At 58.1% G+C, this 18580-nt stretch carries 12 protein-coding genes and 4 pseudogenes; 12 read left to right on the forward strand and 4 right to left on the reverse strand.

The features are described from left to right. Window positions 1-2: 2 nt before the first annotated feature. Together BLW71_RS15730 and BLW71_RS15735 are read left to right on the forward strand one after the other, a co-directional pair. Window positions 3-1370 (forward strand): TRAFs-binding domain-containing protein, encoded by a 1368-nt coding sequence (locus BLW71_RS15730; protein WP_091797476.1) that lies wholly within the window; start codon window positions 3-5, stop codon window positions 1368-1370. Window positions 1371-1508: 138 nt separating this feature from the next. Continuing rightward, window positions 1509-2354 carry a hypothetical protein gene (locus tag BLW71_RS15735; RefSeq protein ID WP_286162005.1) on the forward strand — a complete coding sequence of 282 codons (846 nt, stop codon included), beginning with the start codon at window positions 1509-1511 and terminating at the stop codon, window positions 2352-2354. On the opposite strand, the gene BLW71_RS15740 is transcribed toward BLW71_RS15735, so the two are convergent. The 3 genes from BLW71_RS15740 to BLW71_RS15750 all read right to left on the reverse strand — a co-directional run bounded on the left by BLW71_RS15740 (window position 2254) and on the right by BLW71_RS15750 (window position 6491). After that, the gene (locus BLW71_RS15740) at window positions 2254-2712 is read right to left on the reverse strand and encodes a phage tail protein (protein ID WP_091797482.1); all 459 of its coding nucleotides are present in this window, start codon (window positions 2710-2712) and stop codon (window positions 2254-2256) included. The two genes, BLW71_RS15735 and BLW71_RS15740, sit on opposite strands and share 101 nt — an antisense overlap. Before the next feature lie 492 nt (window positions 2713-3204). Further along, on the reverse strand, window positions 3205-5385 hold the full coding sequence (locus BLW71_RS15745) for an nSTAND1 domain-containing NTPase (protein WP_091797485.1): 2181 nt from the start codon (window positions 5383-5385) through the stop codon (window positions 3205-3207). Further along, window positions 5382-6491: a TIR domain-containing protein gene (locus BLW71_RS15750; RefSeq protein WP_177205044.1), complete on the reverse strand. Its 1110-nt coding sequence runs from the start codon at window positions 6489-6491 to the stop codon at window positions 5382-5384. Before BLW71_RS15750 ends, BLW71_RS15745 begins: the two co-directional genes overlap by 4 nt. A 328-nt stretch (window positions 6492-6819) precedes the next feature. On the opposite strand from BLW71_RS15750, the gene BLW71_RS15755 reads away from it, so the two are divergent. The 4 genes and pseudogenes from BLW71_RS15755 to BLW71_RS15765 form a co-directional block, all read left to right on the forward strand. Beyond that, the gene (locus BLW71_RS15755; protein WP_091797491.1) at window positions 6820-7713 is read left to right on the forward strand and encodes a toll/interleukin-1 receptor domain-containing protein; all 894 of its coding nucleotides are present in this window, start codon (window positions 6820-6822) and stop codon (window positions 7711-7713) included. Window positions 7714-8890: 1177 nt separating this feature from the next. Then, window positions 8891-9340 (forward strand): hypothetical protein, encoded by a 450-nt coding sequence (locus BLW71_RS40950; protein WP_143048351.1) that lies wholly within the window; start codon window positions 8891-8893, stop codon window positions 9338-9340. Between the two features lies 1 nt (window position 9341). Beyond that, window positions 9342-10166, forward strand: a complete 825-nt coding sequence (locus BLW71_RS40955; protein WP_143048352.1) for a hypothetical protein — start codon at window positions 9342-9344, stop codon at window positions 10164-10166. Between the two features lie 368 nt (window positions 10167-10534). Then, window positions 10535-11430, forward strand: a pseudogene (locus BLW71_RS15765) (IS3 family transposase); the annotation flags it as partial. Between the two features lie 34 nt (window positions 11431-11464). On the opposite strand, the gene BLW71_RS15770 reads toward BLW71_RS15765, so the two are convergent. Further along, a complete protein-coding gene (locus tag BLW71_RS15770) occupies window positions 11465-12835 on the reverse strand; it encodes an IS30 family transposase (protein WP_091793389.1) in 1371 nt (456 codons plus the stop codon). Between the two features lie 43 nt (window positions 12836-12878). Here BLW71_RS15770 and BLW71_RS15775 point away from each other — a divergent pair. The 6 genes and pseudogenes from BLW71_RS15775 to BLW71_RS15805 all read left to right on the forward strand — a co-directional run. Beyond that, window positions 12879-13172, forward strand: a pseudogene (locus BLW71_RS15775) (integrase core domain-containing protein); the annotation flags it as partial. Window positions 13173-13601: 429 nt separating this feature from the next. Beyond that, window positions 13602-13865, forward strand: a pseudogene (locus tag BLW71_RS15780) (helix-turn-helix domain-containing protein); the annotation flags it as partial. A 594-nt stretch (window positions 13866-14459) separates the two neighbouring features. Beyond that, window positions 14460-14852, forward strand: a pseudogene (locus tag BLW71_RS15790) (recombinase family protein); the annotation flags it as partial. Then, window positions 14842-15624 (forward strand): ribose-phosphate diphosphokinase, encoded by a 783-nt coding sequence (gene prs / locus BLW71_RS15795; protein WP_091797497.1) that lies wholly within the window; start codon window positions 14842-14844, stop codon window positions 15622-15624. The pseudogene BLW71_RS15790 and the gene prs, both read left to right, overlap by 11 nt. A 22-nt stretch (window positions 15625-15646) precedes the next feature. Further along, window positions 15647-17362 (forward strand): nicotinate phosphoribosyltransferase, encoded by a 1716-nt coding sequence (locus BLW71_RS15800; RefSeq protein ID WP_091797500.1) that lies wholly within the window; start codon window positions 15647-15649, stop codon window positions 17360-17362. Between the two features lie 79 nt (window positions 17363-17441). Continuing rightward, a complete protein-coding gene (locus tag BLW71_RS15805; RefSeq protein WP_091797503.1) occupies window positions 17442-18158 on the forward strand; it encodes a hypothetical protein in 717 nt (238 codons plus the stop codon). Window positions 18159-18580 lie beyond the last annotated feature (422 nt).

Raw genomic sequence — 18580 nt, forward strand, 5'->3', positions numbered from 1 at the left:
TCATGCCGAAACCACTTTGCTTCGTCATCATGCCGTACGGCCGCAAGCCGACGCAGGCCGATCGCGCGCGGGGCCCGGGCGAGATCAACTTCAACGCATTGTGGGACCGTGCTTACGTGCCGGTGATCGAGGCGCTGGGCTACGAGGCCGTGCGCGCGGATCAGGACACCGGCTCGATGATCATCACGCAGATGCTCGAGCGCATCTACTACGCGGATCTCGTGCTCGCCGACATGACCATCCCGAACGGGAACGTCTACTACGAGGTTGGCATCCGGCATGCGTCCAAAGAGACGGGCTGCGTGATGCTCGCGGCGGACTGGTCGCAGCCGCTGTTCGACGTGGCGCAGATGCGCACGGTCCGCTATCCGCTTCTGAACGGCGATATCGACGAAGCCACCGCGCAGGTCATTCGGGAACGCATCACGTCCGGCATCAGCGCGCTCACGGATGGCAAGTCGCCGATGTTCATGGCAGTCAAGGGCTTCCCGAGCGACCCGGATCCCGCCCTCGCATCGACGATGAAGCAGCGCATGATGGACCTCGCCCTATTTCAGTCGGCCGTGCGAAATGTCCGTCTGCTGCCCGAGAAACAGCGCATGGCGGCGGCGCAGGAGCTCGTGAAGCGGCACGGAGTGCCGCCCCTGATGGCGAGCGTCGTGTTTGCGTTGCTGCTGCTGCTGCGGGATTCGATCGACGACCCGGCCGACTGGAGCAAGCTGCTCGCCTTCATCGACTCGCTGCCAAAGGAATTCCGCGATAAGCCCGAAGTGCAGACCCAGCGCGCGTTCGCCGTCTCGGAGACGGGCGACGTGCAAGGTGCGATCAACCAGTTGACGGCCTTGCTGGAAATAGCCGGGCCTTCGGCGGAACGACTCGGCTTGCTGGGCGGGCGGTACAAGCGGCTGTACCAGAAAGCCGTCGACCCACGAGAGCAGTCGAGATTGCTCGACCAGGCGATCGACTGCTACGAACGCGGCATGGATCTCGACCTCAACCAATACTACTGCTCGTCGAATCTCGCGCGTCTGTACCGCAAGCGCAATCGCGGCGACGACCAGAAGCGGGCTCATGTCGCATCGGCGCTCGCGAGTGCCGGCTGCGACCGTGCGTTCCGGCGCGGCATCACCGACGAATGGTTGCGACCGACCTGGCTCGCCCTTGCCTTCGACGATGCTAACGCCGATCTCGCGGAAGATCTCGCCGAAAAGGTCGCCAGGGAAGACGTGCCGCGCTGGAAAATCAAGAGCGTGCTGATGGATCTGCGCTTGAGCACGCGGTTGGTTACGGACAAGGCGCAACGCGCGCGGCTCGCTGTGGTGGCAGACTGGTTGGCCGAGCAATCCGGTCTCAAAAGCGGTGAACCATGATGCGCTCGTGGCGCCAAGGCGTCCGCCCGGCGGCCGGGTCGTCAAGCCCGTGGGGAAACAGGTATGCGTTCAATATTCGTCAGTTACCGCCGGGACGATGCCGAGGGTCAGGCCGGCCGTTTTGTGGGGAGACCTAGTATGACTCAGCATTTCATTCACTACATACCGAGGCGCATCGGCGCCTCCCTGCCCCAAAAAAACGAGGACCTCTGGTTCGCAACATCGCAGGATCTTGGGGCCGGATTCAGAACGCCCGAGTTTCACACCACACGCTCGAAAAAAGGTGCTGCAATGCGCGTGCGCAAAGGCGATGTCATCTGGATCGTTGGACAACTGTTCTCGCCTTGGGGCATGCTGCCTCCCGGCGTCGACGCGATGATCCGCGTCCGCGACATCGTGCATGGAAGCAATGGAAGCATCAAGTTCATCGCGAGTAAGTCATCGAAGTGGCTGCCACTGGCAAACGCCACAGGCGTGCTACGCAGGCTGCGGACCATCACGATTGACGGACGCGGCCGCGCGCTGCTCGGCGCCAGTTATGAACCCGATGCGGCCGTTGGCCGGTATCTGCAGAGCATGCGTCATCTGGAGTCTGGCGAACCACTCGTCAAATGGACAGAGCGGCTCGCGTCGCGGCCGCTGAGTTTCATCAGCTATCGGCTTTGCGATGGAACGGAACGGGCGTTCTACACGGCATCGCGGCTAATAAGGAGAGGACAGACTGTGTTCTGGGATAGGTGGTGTCTTCCGAGACGGCTTGCCGAAAGACGTGAATTCGTATCGAACGCAGCGCTCGACCGCTACCTGATGCAATCGCTACGAAATTCTCAATCGGTGTGGGGTGTCGAGTCGCCTGCGTACCACGAACCCACAAGCTATGCGGCTAGGGAATATACCGCGGCGCGCGCGCTCGGCATCTATCGTCGGGTGCCGTTTCGACAGGAGAAGACATGTGGCCCACGATGTTTTCCAACCAGACAATGAGCGCAATAGGTAGCCATGCCGTGAGGCGCATTGAGGATGAAAGGCCCGAGAGGTGATATTGGGTGATCCAGAAAGCCGGTGACCGTGATTTCGTGTGCCATACCTTCGCCGCACAGGCCTCGAACTCCGGATCGTGCGTGACGCCGCGCTCGAGCGTGAGCGCCTCGAACCCCGTGAGCCCGGGCGAACTGCGGTTTGTACTCGAGTCGTCGTCTTCGCGATGCTCAACCAATTCCGTCTTGCGCTTATGCGCCGAAACCTTGCTCATGCCCGCGACGTAGCGACCATCCAACTCGATGCGAACTTGAACTTCTGTACGAATCGAAAAACTTTGGATTGGCGATGAACTGGACACCATGACTCGCCTCCGTGGGCTGCAGTTGGCTCTATTTTCGGAGCGATGCGCTCAGGCGCCGGTTGCGCATTAATGCGTTCGATCTGGGTCACAATAATTTTCTCGGGCCCGAGCGGCACCGAGCCAATCCGAATGTTCACGATGCCGATGTCCGCTCCCTGTTGGCGGATTCAACTGGTGGACGCAACACACTAAAGACTGCGCAAGCAGTAGGAGTGTTGCAGATGAAACAGCGACGCCGGATTTACTACAGCGAGAAGCAGAAAGCGCTGATGTGCGAACGTTGGCGGAAGGGACCGCACATATCGTTCACCTTGCGGCCAGCGACCACAACATCAACATCAACATCAAGAATATTCCGACGCAGGAGTTTGCTTGGTGACTGAGCTGCATGAAGCAGTGAGCGGGGAGCGTTCGAGCAGCTGCATCCGCTGCAGACCTGAGGCGACCATATCAAGCACGCATGGTCCTGGTTGGAGGCTTGCGATGTGACGGCTAAGGCTTGAGCGTGATAGCACCCTTGGCGAACCAGAGCTCGTAATGTTGAGCGCGAATATTCTGGGAGGTTGGATAGCGCTCGCTCAGGTCCACCAGTTCGACCCGAGGCGTGAGCAACAGCGCGTTGATCTCGTCGACGATTTTTCGGCCAGTGCCTTGGCATTCGTCGGTGCGAAAGCATCTCAGCTCGCTTCGTTGAGATCCGTAGCTCTTGAGCTCGATGCCTGGGACCGCGAGAGACAGTGTCTTGTCGGGATTGCTTTTGAGCCGGCTTTCAAGTCCCTCTGCCTGAACGCGTTGCGTTTCGTCAGCGATGTGTATGTAGACTCTGGGAGCGAGCGCCGCCGGAGAAGCTTTGCCGGCCTTCTCGGCCAATGCCATCGCCGCAGCATCGACCCTATCCCTGAGTGCCGGATCGTGCTCGGCGCTGGTGATTTCCTTGATCTGACCGAGTTCGCTTTGCGTGGCCTCATAAAATTGGTTATTCAATCCGAGTTGAATTTGAAGTTCTCGCAGAGCCTTCTCCCGGCCCAAGTACTGATAAGTCGATAATGAGACGAGGAGTATGGTCGTTGCCAAACCTCCGACGAGCAAGTGTTGCACACGGCGCGCCGACTGAAGCTTGACATTCGCGACGCGCGCCTCTTCCGTCTTTTTACGGATTGCCTCCTGTTCGGCCTTCTGATGCTCAATCTCTGTGCGGCTTGCCTGGAGGAGCGCCTGAACTCGTTCCCATCCGCCTCCATAGCGGTTGGCCCAATGAGCGTTGCGTGAGGTGATCCACCGCGTTCGCTCCTCGGTAGCGATCGGCCCGAGCACGTTCGATCGATCCTCCTCGAAGCCCTCCGCCTGAACGAGCAACGCCCGCCAGATAAGACCGTCTCGGAACTCTCTAAGCGCCCATCCGTTCTCGGGGGTAGCGAGCTTCTTCCAACTGCGGATGAGCGCTTCGTGACTGATGTCGATGAGATCTTTCGGCCCGACGGCCTCGCTGCCGCTGGGCCGGAGAAACGAAACGTCGTCTGCGCGAAAAACATCGACGATTCTGCGGAGCACATCGATCTCACAATCGATGCTCCTGGCTAGATCCTCGAGACTTCTCGGCCGGCGAATTGCCGGCATGTCGGCACTGATGTCGGTTAGCTCGCGAAATAAATTTTCAACTAGGCGGACGGCCTTCTCCTGTCCTGCGGCTTGCTCGGCCTTCTGCATCACTTCGTCGGCGTGATCCGACAACAGACACGACAGACCCTCGGCGCTCTGAAACTGTTCGATGTCTAGGCGCCAGTGCAACGCATTTTCATCTCCGCTGCCGTTACGAGCGGCCAAAGCCTTGACGCGCGCAAGTTCCCTGCGTTGCATCAACATCAGACCATGCTGGATGAGCGGCAACTCGTCCTGACTGCCGCCAACGTTCGCAATCAGCCGTGCGGCGAGTTCGCGACTAATTTCTCCACCGTAAAGCGGCGCGGGTTCGCGAATCGCTCGCAGCAGGTCGCTGCATTCCATACGTGGCACGAGATACTGGATTTCGTTGACGACTTCAGCGAAACCGTTGAAGCGCGCGCATGCGCCGAGGAACTCCGAACGCATCGTCAAAATCATATAGAGACGCTCTTGCGGATGCCGGTACAGTGCGACCAGCGCCTGTGTAAGCATCTGCGCGTCTCCGACCCCACACCGTTTCGCGTGTGCGAAGATCTCTTCGAACTGGTCGATGAGAATGCAGAGCCGATCCTGCGGGTCCAGTTGCAGGAGATCGGAGATTCGCCCCGGCGCTTCCTCGCCGAAGTTAAACGCCCGCAGAAAATCCAGAGCGCGATTGTCGCCTGGGTCAGGACCTCGGAGCGCCGCCAGCGATCGCGCGAGGTTCCAGAGCGGCTCATCGCCCGGTGTCGACACACACGTGATCCAGCGAAACATGCCCCGCGCATTTTCCTGTTCGAGCCTCGGTAACACCCCTGCGCGAACGAGCGAGCTTTTGCCGCATCCCGAATCACCGTGAATGACGAGAAGCCGCTCCTTGAACAAGCGCTTGACCACGGCGTCCGACATCCGCTCGCGGCCGAAGAAGATCGGCCACTCAGTCTTTTCGAATGCCCTGAGACCAGGATACGGCCGCGGCGGCAACTCGACCCGGAACATCGCGTCGAATTCGTCGACGTCGATGGACGTCATGGCGCCGCCCCAATATCCGTTTTCAATCCTGCCAACCATTGGCGTAGCATCGGAGTCCAGGGCAGGCGAGGGGCGTCAAGCCAGTGTGCCTGCAGCAAGCGGGCATTCGTTTTCCTGATCGGTGTCGAGATTGACATCCCACCCGTGTTGACCACGCCGCATGGAAGAAGGCGGTTCGTGCGAGCCCGCGCTGATTGCCGATCGTGTTTGCCCACAAGCACGAGGTCGTGGTCGAGCGTCCGGCCGTTGCCCGTGCCGAGCAACAGTAGCGCATCGCACTCGCTCATGGTTTCGACGCGCTGTTCACGGATTTCCTGCCGTTTCTCGGGGTCTTTCTCGGTCGGTTCAGGACTTCCGGGAAGCACAACGAAGCCACTGTCGCCGAGATGGACGCCGGCTTCCTGCCACGCGTTCTCTTCTTCTGCGTGGCCATGTAGATAGATAGTCAGGCCGTCCGGCTTGCCGAGTCTCTCAGTTTCCGCCTGCTGCCGCTGTTCGGCCTCGAGCCGCTCCCTAATTGCAAAGAGCTTCGTCGACAGGTGCCCGGCAATGTGAACAAGCGCCTTGCTGAATTCGCCGTCTGGGTTGCGCATGTCGTGCCATCCGAACGGACGAATTGCCGCTAGGTTTCTGCCCTCCACCGGTACATGAAATGGGAAGCCCACCAGTTGCTCCCCTCGCGAATCGACGAGCTCCGGCGGCCATGTTCGGTCGGTCGGAAATACCCTCACCACGGCGATGCGATCGTGATCCACGCTGACGGGTACCTCGTGATGCTCGCACCACCATTGGCGCTCGTCCTTGCACCATTGCGACTCGAGGTAATGGGGCGTCATCAGCACCATCAGTACGGCCGATTTTTGAATGTGTGATCGCAGCCCGTCGGAAAGAGGAACCATCGGATCGACGGAGCGGTCGGGCCGATAATCGACATCGAGAAAGTGCTCGTATTGACGCAGACTTGGATGGACGCGCACCTCGCTTTCGAGCTGTTTCGCGAATGCTTCCGACCAACGCGCGTGCGGCCCCCGGCCATCCTGATTGCCAGAACCATGGCTGTAGCTGATAAAAACGTCGTGAGTGAAAGGCTCGCCTAGGTATGCCATTTTCCCTTTCCGTTGCAGGTGTTCTGCTGGCCGCAGCGCCGTACTTCGCCATGCAGTCGCGTCGGCCGGTCTGACGGTCGTTGACGGCTCACGAGTCGCCCTGGTTGGCATGGCGCGCGGAGCGCGAAGGCAAGCTTCGCGTGTGCGCTTCAACCTACTCAATGCTTAGTGTCCCCGACGGCAATTTCAAGGCTTTTGTCAGATCGAGTGTGTGCTCAATCACGTCGCTCACTTGTCGAGCAGGGGCACCATGACATTCAAATTAGTCGATCCTTATAGGCAACGTCGGCTTAATATCAGTCTAGAAGAGCCATCCTAGGAGAGTGCAATGCCTCGCATTTTCATCAGCTACCGGCGAGGCTACAGCAACGGCGAAGTGGGACGCCTCTTCCAGGATCTGAGCACGGAATTCGGAAGGCGGAATGTGTTCATGGACGTTGCAACCGTTCAGCACGGCACCAACTTCCGCAGTTCAATTGACCAAACAATTGCCTGCTGCGACATTCTCCTAGCCGTTATCGGACGTGATTGGGCAACCGCGACCGATAACGAGGGACGACGAAGGCTGGATGGCGCCGACGACTACGTGCGCTTCGAAATCGCGTTAGCGCTGCGTGGCAAAGTTACGGTGATCCCGGTGCTGGTGCATGGCGCTGCGCCGCCATCCGACACCACCCTGCCCAGTGATTTGAAAGAACTCGGCGTCCTTCAGGCAGTAGAGCTGTCGCACACGAAATGGGAAAGCGACGTGCAATACTTAATCAAGAGGTTGAGAACTCGAGAGCCATCAAAAATATGGGGCAGGCCGACGTTACTTGCGGTCGGTGTTGCTCTAACCATTCTGGTGTTCGGCTTCTTTGCTGCCGAGCTAATTATCGAAGAAATCAACATCCGACGCGAAATAGCAATTCCACTGCTCGCAGATTTCCCGGAAGAATTTGGACACATCATCGCGAGACAATCGCAAAGCATCTGCGACTTGACCGGAATTCACCGAAACGATGGAGATGGATCGTATAAACCGGTAAGCGCAAGAGAGCGATTCCTGCTTTATGCACGATGCGAGGCGACAGGCGAAATGTTCCCAACCATCCCCCGAGGAGGCCATAGTTGTTGCGAACACCTTTCGCAATCTGACGCGCGCGCGCTCCGAGTATGTTCTGACGCTCAATGGAGCAACAATCTCGCGTATATAAGGAAAACGATACGTTGCCCGAGGTGAAGACGCCAGCCTGAGATTCGCAACCGTAAAACGCTGGAAGCAAACTCCCGTGCGAAGTTTCAGGGGATAAATCGAGTCATGCTCACCGAGGGCGAATACCCGCGTCTATTAGATGAAATCGTCGCCCCCAACGTCTTAATGCATCGGTTGAATCTTGGCCAACATGCTCACGGTTATCACTCCGTTCTCCTGCCTGGCGTCCGGCGCGGAAATTTGACGACACTAAGCGTATTGATTCTGAATCACTGATGAGCCGGGTTCGGCAGCCAGGTCAATTTCGAGTACGTCTCCGCCTTGCCACCCCTAAGCGGCCAATTCGTTCTGGAGCTCGTCGGAGAATTTCAGAATGCCGTCTCCGCTCCCATCAGCAGAGCCCTGAATCTCAATTATCCAATGCGTCAGGGGAGCCACATCCATATAGGTCACGCGATTTGAAGAGCCGACGGGAGTCGATGTTATAGGGCAATTGCAGAATGCCGTGACGTCGAGGAGGCCGGCTCGGCATGTAACTGCATGCTACACCGGATTCGTTGCGCGCCGGCGCTTCGGCCGAAATAATCAGGAATCGCACGAGCACCATGAGCGATGGAAAATCCTCGAGGGCGGGTCGATGCGGCCTGCGGGCCAAGCTTCGAATTCGGCTCGCCCCGGGGCGAGCCCAGCTCTTCAGACACCAGCGCGGAACTCTGCGATGAAACCGGACCGGATCTGCGCCGCCTGCGGCGCCCTTTTTACTCCGCTCATGCACGTCCCGAATCAGCGCTACTACACATTGGCGGCCTGCCAGCTCGCTCGTGCCGACAATTTAAACACTCAACAGCGGCTAACTAACCACTCACATTGTCGTCAATATCGCGGAATTTATCCATGCTCCCGATGATCTAGTTCACGTTCTAGTTCACGTAACTGCGCGTTAGCTTCGACGCCAACGACTTTGGCGATTTTCTCAAGGCCTTGAGCGCGTGGTCCTGAGGTTCCCAAGTAATTCCTGTTCCAAACCGTATTGTCTGTGAGCTTTCGACGAACGTTCAAGTTTGCCCAGCGAACGACGTAAACAAGATAAAGGGCCAGGCCATATCGGCGGCATAGATGATTCGAATCAAACGGCCTCTGGAACTCGTTGTGTGCTGCGTCCGATTCACTCCTCGTTTCAATCAACAAGCAAGAAGAGAGCCAAATGAACATCAAGAACGCCACAGTGGTGGGCCTTCTGTCAATCGCAGTCTTCTGGCACATTGCATACGCGGCTGCTCCGGCTGATCAAGCGCGACTTATATCGGATATGGCGGACCGAATCTGTGTCCAAGCGGCGACTGGTGGAACGAGCCGTTCAGCCAACTTGCAAGCATCCGTCGGCGCGGAGTTAAGCAATTTGCTTCGCAGATTAGTAAACGCCAAAGCAGACGTCCGGGCTGAAGCGCAGGGGGAAATTCATAGCGGAGTACTTCCCGGTCAAGTTCTGACGGCAGCTGAACAAGCAAACAATTGCAAGTTAAAGGTTTTGCAGATCCTGACACCTGCCCTCCTTGGGAGAAAAACTAACGGCGGTAACGTACAGACCACGTACGGGCCCAATAGTCCAATTTTCGGCAACGTGTCTGGTGGTACGATTACTATCGGGAAATAAGATGAAATATCTGACCTCATTTCTGCTTCTGGTCTGTACTGCCGCGTCTGCACAAACAACGCATGGCAACTGCAGCCCCACTTTCGGCACCATTGGCGGGAACGCGGTTGTCAACATTTGCCCGGGCGATCGATTTTCCTCCGCTCAGGAGGCTTTTTTTGTCGCGTCGCACCCAACTACAGTAACCGTGGCCGATCTTCAATTTAAGAGTTGGTTCGAAGACGCAACAACTCCGTTCTTGACGGTGGTATTGGACAACAAGTCTGATGTTCCTGCGCTAGATGTGTCTGTGGACGTTCTCAATGAACGAACCGGTTCTAGCTATCCCGTGCTCCGTCCTTTCAAGTTAAATGAAAGCGGTGTGTTCAAACGCTTGGGCGCGCGAGCGATCTCGATTGCCGCCAATCAACGGGGTGTATACCCTCTTTTGTCTGTGCCAGACCTCTGGACGCAGGTTCATCCTGATGTTTCTGCCAACTATTGTCCATATGACGCTAGTACTTCGCTGATTGATATGACGGAAGCGAGCGCTGCGGAATTCCAATCGTTTCTAGAGCACCGCGTGTCCGGCGCGACATCTGATTATGATAATAAAGATGCGCAGTTTCATTCGAAACGGGGAACGCAGGAAATCGGCACACTTCTCCGGATTCGCTATCGAACCATCTTTGACCAACGCGTAACGTCTTATGCTGTTGTGTTCATTCACTATGCTGATACGACTGGCCAGGGAGACGTTTGGTATCCAAGCAGGAAAGCAGTTGGTTCACTTCGCTGTATCAACAGATCAATGGAAGGTATGCCGGTAGCGAATTTCTCTTCCTGAGTATCGATCGCCGAGAGACAACTTTGTGCTAGTTCCCGCGGAGCTGGAACATGGGTAATGTCCTGTCAGAGAGGGGGAGTTTTGGCCGAGATTTGCCTCGGCGCCATCAGCTTCCGGCCGAGTTTTCTCGACCCGCCCGTGCACGGACTGCCAACGGCGTCGACAGTGGAAGCGCCATGAACTCCGACTGCCCGCTCTCTGCTCACTCCTTGCTGAATGGCAAAAACAAGCGGATAACCCACGCGTCAAGATCAGTGGGCGTCGACGATTGCTTGCAGCTGAGCTGCGATAAATGCCATGCGTAATGAGCTTGCCCCCGAAAAACGAATCCCTTGCTGAGCAGGTAAACTCAAGCAAGGAGAAGAACGATGACAAGCAAGGCAAAGCGGGCACAGTACACGCTCGAGTTCAAGCTGGAAGCGGTACGACTGGTCAAAGCCGGGCAAAGCATGGCAGCAGTGGCGGCGACACTGGGTGTGGTTGAACAGACGCTGTACAACTGGGTGAAGGCTGACCGGGAAGGCAAGCTGGCGGGCGCAGGCACGAAGCCTGTGAGCCCGGAACAGATGGAGCTGGCGCGGCTGCGTGCGGAGGTAGCGCGCCTGAAGATGGAGCGAGACATATTAAAAAAGTGCGCAGCGTACTTCGCGAAGGAATCGATGTGAAGTACGCGTTCATCGAGCACAATCGACGCCGCTGGCCAGTCTCGGTCCTATGCGAAGTGCTGGAAGTCAGTCCCAGCGGATATCATCAGCGCCGGCAACGCACCGCGCACGACAAGCCGCACCGTAGCCGCGTAAGCAACGATGCGCTGCTCGCGCAAGTCAAGGCGATTCACATGCAGGTCAAGGGCGAATACGGCTGGCCTCGCATGTGGAAGGAGTTGCTCACGCAAGGCGTGCGCGTGGGCAAAGAACGGGTTCGCAAACTGATGGCGCAGCATGGCATTCGAGCCCGCCACAAGCGCAAGTACATCGCGACGACGAACTCGAACCACGATTTGCCGGTGGCGCCGAATCTGTTGGAGCGCGACTTCACCGCTAACGCACCGAACCAGGTCTGGACGACCGACATCACGTACCTGGCGACAGCCGAAGGCTGGGTCTACCTCGCGGCCATCATCGACCTGTTCAGCAGGCAGGTGGTGGGCTGGTCGATGCAGCCGCACATGAAGGCTGAACTGGTCACGGACGCATTGCGAATGGCGTGGTTCCGGCGTCGCCCTGACGCCGGCGTAATCGTGCATAGCGACAGGGGCAGCCAGCTTAGGTTCAAGGGGTCGTTGCAACACCTAATGCTTATGACGCAAGTAGTAGATCTCTTAGTGCTTCTGCTGGTGATTTCCATCCAAGGCTTTTACGCGGTCTGCAATTTAGTGCGTCTGCGACGGCATCAAGTTCGCGCTGCGTGTACCGGCTGATGTCGGTGCCTTTCGGAAAGTATTGACGCAACAGACCATTCGTATTCTCGTTGGTCCCGCGTTGCCATGGGCTTTGAGGATCGCAGAAATAGATCTCCAGACCCGTATCGATTCGAAGTTGCACGTGCTGGGCCATCTCTGCGCCTTGATCCCATGTGAGCGATCGCCACAAGTGCTCAGGCAATAATACGATCTTCGCAGCTATGGCATTGCGGACGGCCTCCGCTCCATGACCCGCCAAGGGTGGCCCATTCTTGGCCCGCACGCCAGTGCCATGTCCCTCCATAGGTGGGAGATGGAGCAACATTGTATAGCGGGTAGTCCGCTCGACCAGCGTACCCACTGCGGATCGATTAAGGCCGATGATCAGGTCACCTTCCCAGTGACCCGGAACGGCACGATCATCAGCCTCAGCCGGACGTTCACTGATCATGACCTCCGGAGTAATGAAATGCTTTCCTCGCTGTTGCGTCCTGGCTCGAGGCACACGAAGTGCACGGCCCGTACGCAAACAGGCAGTAAGCTCCTTGCGCAGAGCGCCACGGCCCTGAATGTAAAGCGCCTGATAGATGGCTTCGTGAGAGATTCTCATGGATTGGTCTTCTGGATAGTCGGCCTCCAATCGTCGACTGATTTGTTCGGGACTCCAGCAGGTGCCCCAACGACGGTCCGCGCGGCGGCCTTGCCGTCGTCCTTTCCATGGTACGTTGGGTCCGGCAATCGGCCTGCCTTCTGAATCGGTGACCGCTCCCGCCAATCGACTCTGCACATAATTCTTTAATCTATCGTTCTTGGTCAGTCTGGAAGCTTTCGGACGTTCCGCGGCCCGCTCAGCTTTCCACTGAGCAACTGTCGCCCTGTATATCAATGTGCCGCTACGGGTTGCAGCATTACGGCGCAACTCGCGCGAGATGGTCGAAGGTGAGCGCTGCAGTCTTCGCGCGATCTCACGGATCCCGCAATCCTGCGCCCGTAGCAGCGCAATTTCCTCGCGTTCAGAAAAAGACAGATAAGGCGCAGTGCCCGGCGTCAGCTCGATCGGCGGCATTCCGCCTGCATCACGAAACCATCTTGGCCCCAAAGGTTGGGACACGCCACACGCGCGCGCCGCAGCCTCGCTCTCCATGCCTTGCGCGACACAAGTCCAGAACGCTCGCTTTGTATCTCGCTGATTGACACCTGGCCTGCCGGGCGATTGCATTATTGGTCTTCCTGTCTGTTCCGAACCCCAACCCTGTGCTCGTCCCATTTGGCACCTCCTTTAGGAGATGTTGCAACGACCAGTTGAATCCGCCCAGTATTGCAGCGGCCTGTTTCAGGACGCGTTGAAGGCCTACGGCATGCGTTCGTCGATGAGCCGACGTGGAAATTGTTGGGATAACTCGCCGACGGAAAGTCTATGGGGTTCGCTGAAGGTAGCACGCATGCACGGACGACACTTCCCCACCCGGCGGGCAGCAATGGATGAGGTGATTGACTGGCTGGGTTTTTACAACGCGCGCCGGTTACATTCAACGCTCGATTACGTCAGCCCCATGACATTCGAAAAGAACTGGTTCGCGGCTCATAGAGGCGAAGCCGCATAATTCACCCAGCTATGGGATTCGTCAAACGGGGGCAAGGTCATAACACCTCGGTTGGGGGAGAAGAACAGCAAGACCAGCGAAGTTACTTCCTGCCATCGACTCGACCTTCACGGTATTGCTATGAACTGCGTGAGCATGTCGTGCGGCATGGCGAGGTCGTGCACCCAAAGGGCTCCCGAATCGCGTGGGGTATCGATATGATGCCGCTGGCAAAACTGCTCGCTTCGCCCCTGCGGTTCAATCCGAAAGTCGCGTTATCGTTGAAGCTGACGAAGATAGCGAGCAGATATCGCAAGCAATCGAAACACTGCGGATCAACGCCCCGATGTTGATTTGCGCGGAATCCTGACCCACCCTACGCAGTAATTTGCATCGAATATTGACCCACGTAGAACACTGACCTGCTCGGCAACGGGCAGGGGAAACGGAGTGATCGACGTGGCTATATTGAGCATCATCCGACGCTGGCACTTTCGCGATCATGTCTCGTTGCGCGAGATTGCCAAACGGCTTGGCGTGTCCAGAAACACGGTCAGGCGCTACATACGGGCCGGCACCGTCCTGCCCGCCTATCCCGAACGTCACAGCCCCAGCAAGCTCGACGGGTTTGCTGCGAAGCTCGCAGGCTGGCTCAAGACTGAGGCGACCCGGCCGCGCAAACAGCGAAGAACCCTCAAGCAGATTCACGCGGATCGGCCCCGAACTGCCAGCGAGAGCGACGCCGGCGCTGGCAACGCCAGCACATGCGCGCCGACGCGGACTATCGCGAAAACCAGCATCGCGCACAGGCAAGCTGGTGCGCCCGCCATCCGGATTACTGGCGGCTGTACCGAGCGACCCATCCTGCCTATCGCGAAAGAAATTCCGCCTTGCAACGTGAGCGAAACGCTCAGCGACGCTCACTCGTGGTTGCAAATATGGACGCGTCCCAGATCGCCCCACCTTTGCCCTCGGGCGTCTACGTATTGCGCCGTATATCCGACGTCAGGATTGCAAAGATGAACGCGTGCATCGTCCATCTCACTGTGCTATCGCCGCCTCGTGGATCACCGGCGCCTGATTGCAAAGAGATGATGTGATCGACAACTGCGCGGCGCCTGCTACTTTTCTACCTGTACCCGCTCTCAACCGCTCGTCGGACGCGATCCGCGATGTCGTTTTTTAAAGTGGAGATCTGCCGTGCTCGACGTGACCGCGCCGGCAGCTTCGGAGAGAGGGAATGATTCTGCCCGGAGCAGGACCATGGCACCCGACAGCAGAGGCGATGTAGCTGGCAGAGAGGCTCCGATGGTGCGGGCCGCCGAGTACGTGCGGATGTCGACCGAGCATCAGCAGTATTCGACCGAAAACCAGCGCGACAAAATCCGGGAGTACGCAACCCGCCATGGGATCGAGATCGTACGTACGTATGCTGATGAAGGAAAAAGTGGTCTCAGGATTGACGGGCGGCAGGCGCTACAGCATCTGATTCGTGACGTAGAAGGTGGTAACGCTGACTTCCAGGCAATTCTTGTCTATGACGTGAGCCGCTGGGGACGATTCCAGGATGCAGACGAAAGCGCCTATTACGAATACATCTGCCGACGCGCTGGCATTCAGGTCGCCTACTGCGCGGAGCAGTTTGAGAATGACGGTTCGCCGGTCTCAACCATCGTCAAGGGAGTAAAGCGTGCGATGGCTGCCACTTGAACTCAAGACGCTGCAGTTTCCGGGCGGCGAAGTTCACGTAACGGTCGGATTAGACGTGCAGGCAGACGAGTTGCATGTGCACGCGCACGTGCCGGATTCGAACACCGTCATGGCGCTACTGATGGTCACCGACGCGCTGCGCCGCGGTTACCCCGGCAAGCCCATCTCGCTCTACATGCCCTATGTTCCTTATGCCCGTCAGGACCGCGTGGCCAACGCGGGCGAGGCGCTGAGCGCCAAGGTCTTCTGCCAGCTCATCAATGCGCAGGGTTTTGAGCGTGTCGTGATCCAGGATCCGCATAGCGATGTCGTCTCCGCCCTGCTCGATAGGGTCGAGATCGAGGATCCAGTGCCGGCCTTGCGCCTCGTCGCGGAGCGACTCGGAAACGTCGCACTCGTGGCACCGGACGCCGGCGCACGGAAACGGGTCATCAAGCTCGCGAGCGCACTCAATGTGGAAGCTGTGTTCGCCGAAAAGATTCGCAGTACCCATACAGGCGCCATCACAGGCACACAGATCGCGTCCGACCTGCCAGACTGCGCGCTGCTGGTGGTTGACGACATCTGCGACGGAGGCCGCACCTTCACCGAACTGGCAATGGCGCTCAGGACACGGCAGTCGGAACAAGACATCGACCGGTCGCTGTATCTCTACGTGACTCACGGCATTTTCAGCAAGGGGCTCGGTCCGCTCGCCGAGCACTACCAGACGATCTTTACGCGAAACAACTGGACCAGCGATACCCGCTGCGAAGTGGTCTGACACCGCCTCCTGGAGAATTCAAATGAACGCACCTGATCGCACCAAAACGCTCGAGAAGAATAAGCTCGTTCCATTTTGCCTCGCCGACTTTTACAAGACCGGCCACCCATTCATGTACCCGCGCGAGACCACAAAACTCGTGGCGAATTTCACGCCCCGTTCGGCCAAGTACGCGCCAGTGCTCCCGCAACTGTTTGACAACAAGGTCGTCTGGTTCGGACTGCAGGGCTTCATCGTTGAATACCTGATTGACCTTTTCACCAGGGATTTGTTCGCCACTTCGAAGGCGCAAGCCGTGCGCAAGTTCAAGCGTCGCATGGATTCGGCGCTGGGTCCGGGAGTTGTGCCGGCGGATCACCTCGAAGCGCTGCACGAGCTTGGCTACCTCCCGCTCGAAATCCGCTCACTGCCGGAAGGCTCGCGCGTCGACATCAAGGTTCCGCCGGTGCTCTTCAGCAACACCCACGAGGATTTCCCGTGGGTGGCGACGTACTTCGAGACGCTGTTCAGTTGTGAGGTCTGGAAGCCGTCGACTGTCGCAACCGTCGCTTTCGAGTTCCGCAAGCTCCTCACATACTTTGCAAAGCTGACCGGAGCGCCAGAAGAGTTCGTCGACTGGCAGGGGCACGACTTCTCAATGCGTGGCATGAGCGGCGTGCACGACGCAATGCGTTGCGGCGCCGGTCACCTGCTGTCGTTCCTCGGCACCGACACGATTCCGGCGATCGACTATGCCGAAGACTTTTATGGTGCCGACGCTGACAAGGAAATCGTGGGCGGCTCGATTCCCGCGTCGGAGCACAGTGTGATGGCTCTGCGCATCCTGCTTACCCAGCAGCGTCTGGCGCGTGAAGCGGCAAATGCCGACATGGAGCCCAAGGCCCTGCGGCGGCTCGCCGAACGCGAGGTGATCCGCGAGTTTGTTTCGCGTGATTATCCGGAAGGTATGGTGTCGATCGTCTCGGACACGTTCGACTTCTGGAATGTGATGACCGTCATAGCGAAGGAGTTGAAAGACGACATCCTCGCGCGCAAACCGAATGCCCTCGGGATGTGCAAGGTGGTATTCCGTCCGGACTCGGGCGACCCCGTGAAGATCCTGACAGGCTACACGGACGACGAACTGCGTTGCGGTCCGGACGGCAAGCCGGCAATGCTCGCCGACGGACGTTACGAGGTTCGCGACGAAGTCGGCCTTTACGTCACCGAAGCCGAACGCAAGGGCGCGGTGGAGTGCCTCTGGGATATTTACGGCGGCACCACGACAGAAAAGGGATACAAGGTTCTCGATTCGCACGTCGGACTGATTTATGGCGATAGCCTGACACTCAAGCGCGCAGTCCTCATCATGCGACGGCTCGCAGCGAAAGGATTTGCGTCATGCAACTTCGTGCTGGGCATCGGTTCCTATACGTACAATATGCTCTCGCGCGATACGTTCGGCTATGCGATGAAGGCGATCTACGCAGAGGTCGGTGGAGAGTCGGTGGCCATCTACAAGGATCCGGCCACCGACGATGGCACCAAGAAGTCGGCCAAGGGGCTGTTGCGCGTCGAGATGGAAGGCGAGCGCTTCGTGCTTTACGAACAGCAGACTGTCGAACAGGCCCAAGGTGGTGAGCTGGTTCCAGTCTTTCGCAACGGCGAGCTTCTGGTCCGCCAATCTCTCGCCGAAATCCGAGACCGGCTTAGGGCGTCGTGGACCTGCCCGGCGCCCGACTCGATCGATTGGGATTAATCTGGCCCGGCATTGCGCGCGTCGGCAGTCACCAGGCACACGCAGCCGCGAAAAAATTCACCGATAGAGAACGCCCGTCATGCAGCAAGCCACCGCTTCCAGTTGGAAAAGCCGTTTGAAGACCGTGATTTTCGCGGTGATGGCTTTTGGGGCGGTCGGCGCGTTCCTGACGTCAATGTGGGCGGTGCTCGAAGTACTTCGCTGGCTCGGCGGGTTGATGTTTATCCACGTTCCCGCGGGCCGCTACATCCGGCTGGATTCAAACAGCATCATCAACGTCTGGCCGAATAATGTACTGGTGTTCTTTTATATGCTGGTCGTTCCGTCACTGCTTGCCAACTCAGTGGAGCAATACCGCAAGCGTACGAAACGAAAGCGGCACACGGTGACCGGGGCGAGGCCGGCTTGGAGTTGGCGTTTGCTGTCTCTTCGTTTAACAGGCGTGACGCTCGCACTGTTCGTGCTTGCCGTACCGGGCATGAATACTTATACGATCGTCACCCCCGTCGCCATCGTGCAGAAGACGTTTTTCGCGGTGCACGCGGACACCTATCCGATAAGCGCTCTGTCCGGGATCGCCTGCACGGTGGCCGGTCGCGGCACAATTTTCACCGATTTTTCTCTGATCGACGGGCGCCAGCTCAGCCTCAGCGGCTTCAACACGCGCATCGTGACAGCAATTGCGAAGGCGCGGGGCATTCGTATCGACTACGACGATCGCTGCGCTTCGGGCGTCGGCATTCCATCGCACGACCCATCGGCTACCGCATTGGCCGCGTTCTTTGGAGACACATAGTGATCGGAATGCGCGCAACTCATCCCTGTGCTGCTCTTCGGGCATGAACTGGCGTGGCCGCGGAGGAATCTGGACGCCCGTTTCCTGTCGCTTTGCGCCCCTTTGCTCCAAACGCTGCCAGGCCGCTCAATCGCCGCAGCCCCTTGTGGATCAGCATGCTGGGCGACGACGCCGCGATAGCGCCGGTATGTCTACCCTTACCCCGTCTCTTATAAGAATCGTCGCAATTGCTTATGCTGGAAACCGCTAGATCGAACATCAAATCTGTTTGCCATCAGTTCGAAGATTCATTGCATGCGTTTGTCTTTCACGAAATACTCCATCCTCGGAGCGATGCCGTTGGCCGCTCTTGCTTTTTGCTTTTCCTGCATGCGGCCAAACGGGCCAACCGCCCGAAGTCAAAGCGCTCGTTAAAAAATCGA

Origin of the sequence: Burkholderia sp. WP9, from assembly GCF_900104795.1 — a bacterium.
Taxonomy (GTDB): Bacteria; Pseudomonadota; Gammaproteobacteria; order Burkholderiales; family Burkholderiaceae; genus Paraburkholderia.

What these genes read in the sequence shown, in the direction of transcription:
- BLW71_RS15730 (WP_091797476.1), top strand. Translation starts at nt 3, where the DNA reads ATGCCGAAACCACTTTGCTTCGTCATCATGCCGTACGGCCGCAAGCCG.
- BLW71_RS15735 (WP_286162005.1), top strand. Translation starts at nt 1,509, where the DNA reads ATGACTCAGCATTTCATTCACTACATACCGAGGCGCATCGGCGCCTCC.
- BLW71_RS15740 (WP_091797482.1), bottom strand. Translation starts at nt 2,712, where the DNA reads ATGGTGTCCAGTTCATCGCCAATCCAAAGTTTTTCGATTCGTACAGAA.
- BLW71_RS15745 (WP_091797485.1), bottom strand. Translation starts at nt 5,385, where the DNA reads ATGACGTCCATCGACGTCGACGAATTCGACGCGATGTTCCGGGTCGAG.
- BLW71_RS15750 (WP_177205044.1), bottom strand. Translation starts at nt 6,491, where the DNA reads ATGGCATACCTAGGCGAGCCTTTCACTCACGACGTTTTTATCAGCTAC.
- BLW71_RS15755 (WP_091797491.1), top strand. Translation starts at nt 6,820, where the DNA reads ATGCCTCGCATTTTCATCAGCTACCGGCGAGGCTACAGCAACGGCGAA.
- BLW71_RS40950 (WP_143048351.1), top strand. Translation starts at nt 8,891, where the DNA reads ATGAACATCAAGAACGCCACAGTGGTGGGCCTTCTGTCAATCGCAGTC.
- BLW71_RS40955 (WP_143048352.1), top strand. Translation starts at nt 9,342, where the DNA reads ATGAAATATCTGACCTCATTTCTGCTTCTGGTCTGTACTGCCGCGTCT.
- BLW71_RS15770 (WP_091793389.1), bottom strand. Translation starts at nt 12,835, where the DNA reads ATGGGACGAGCACAGGGTTGGGGTTCGGAACAGACAGGAAGACCAATA.
- BLW71_RS15800 (WP_091797500.1), top strand. Translation starts at nt 15,647, where the DNA reads ATGAACGCACCTGATCGCACCAAAACGCTCGAGAAGAATAAGCTCGTT.
- BLW71_RS15805 (WP_091797503.1), top strand. Translation starts at nt 17,442, where the DNA reads ATGCAGCAAGCCACCGCTTCCAGTTGGAAAAGCCGTTTGAAGACCGTG.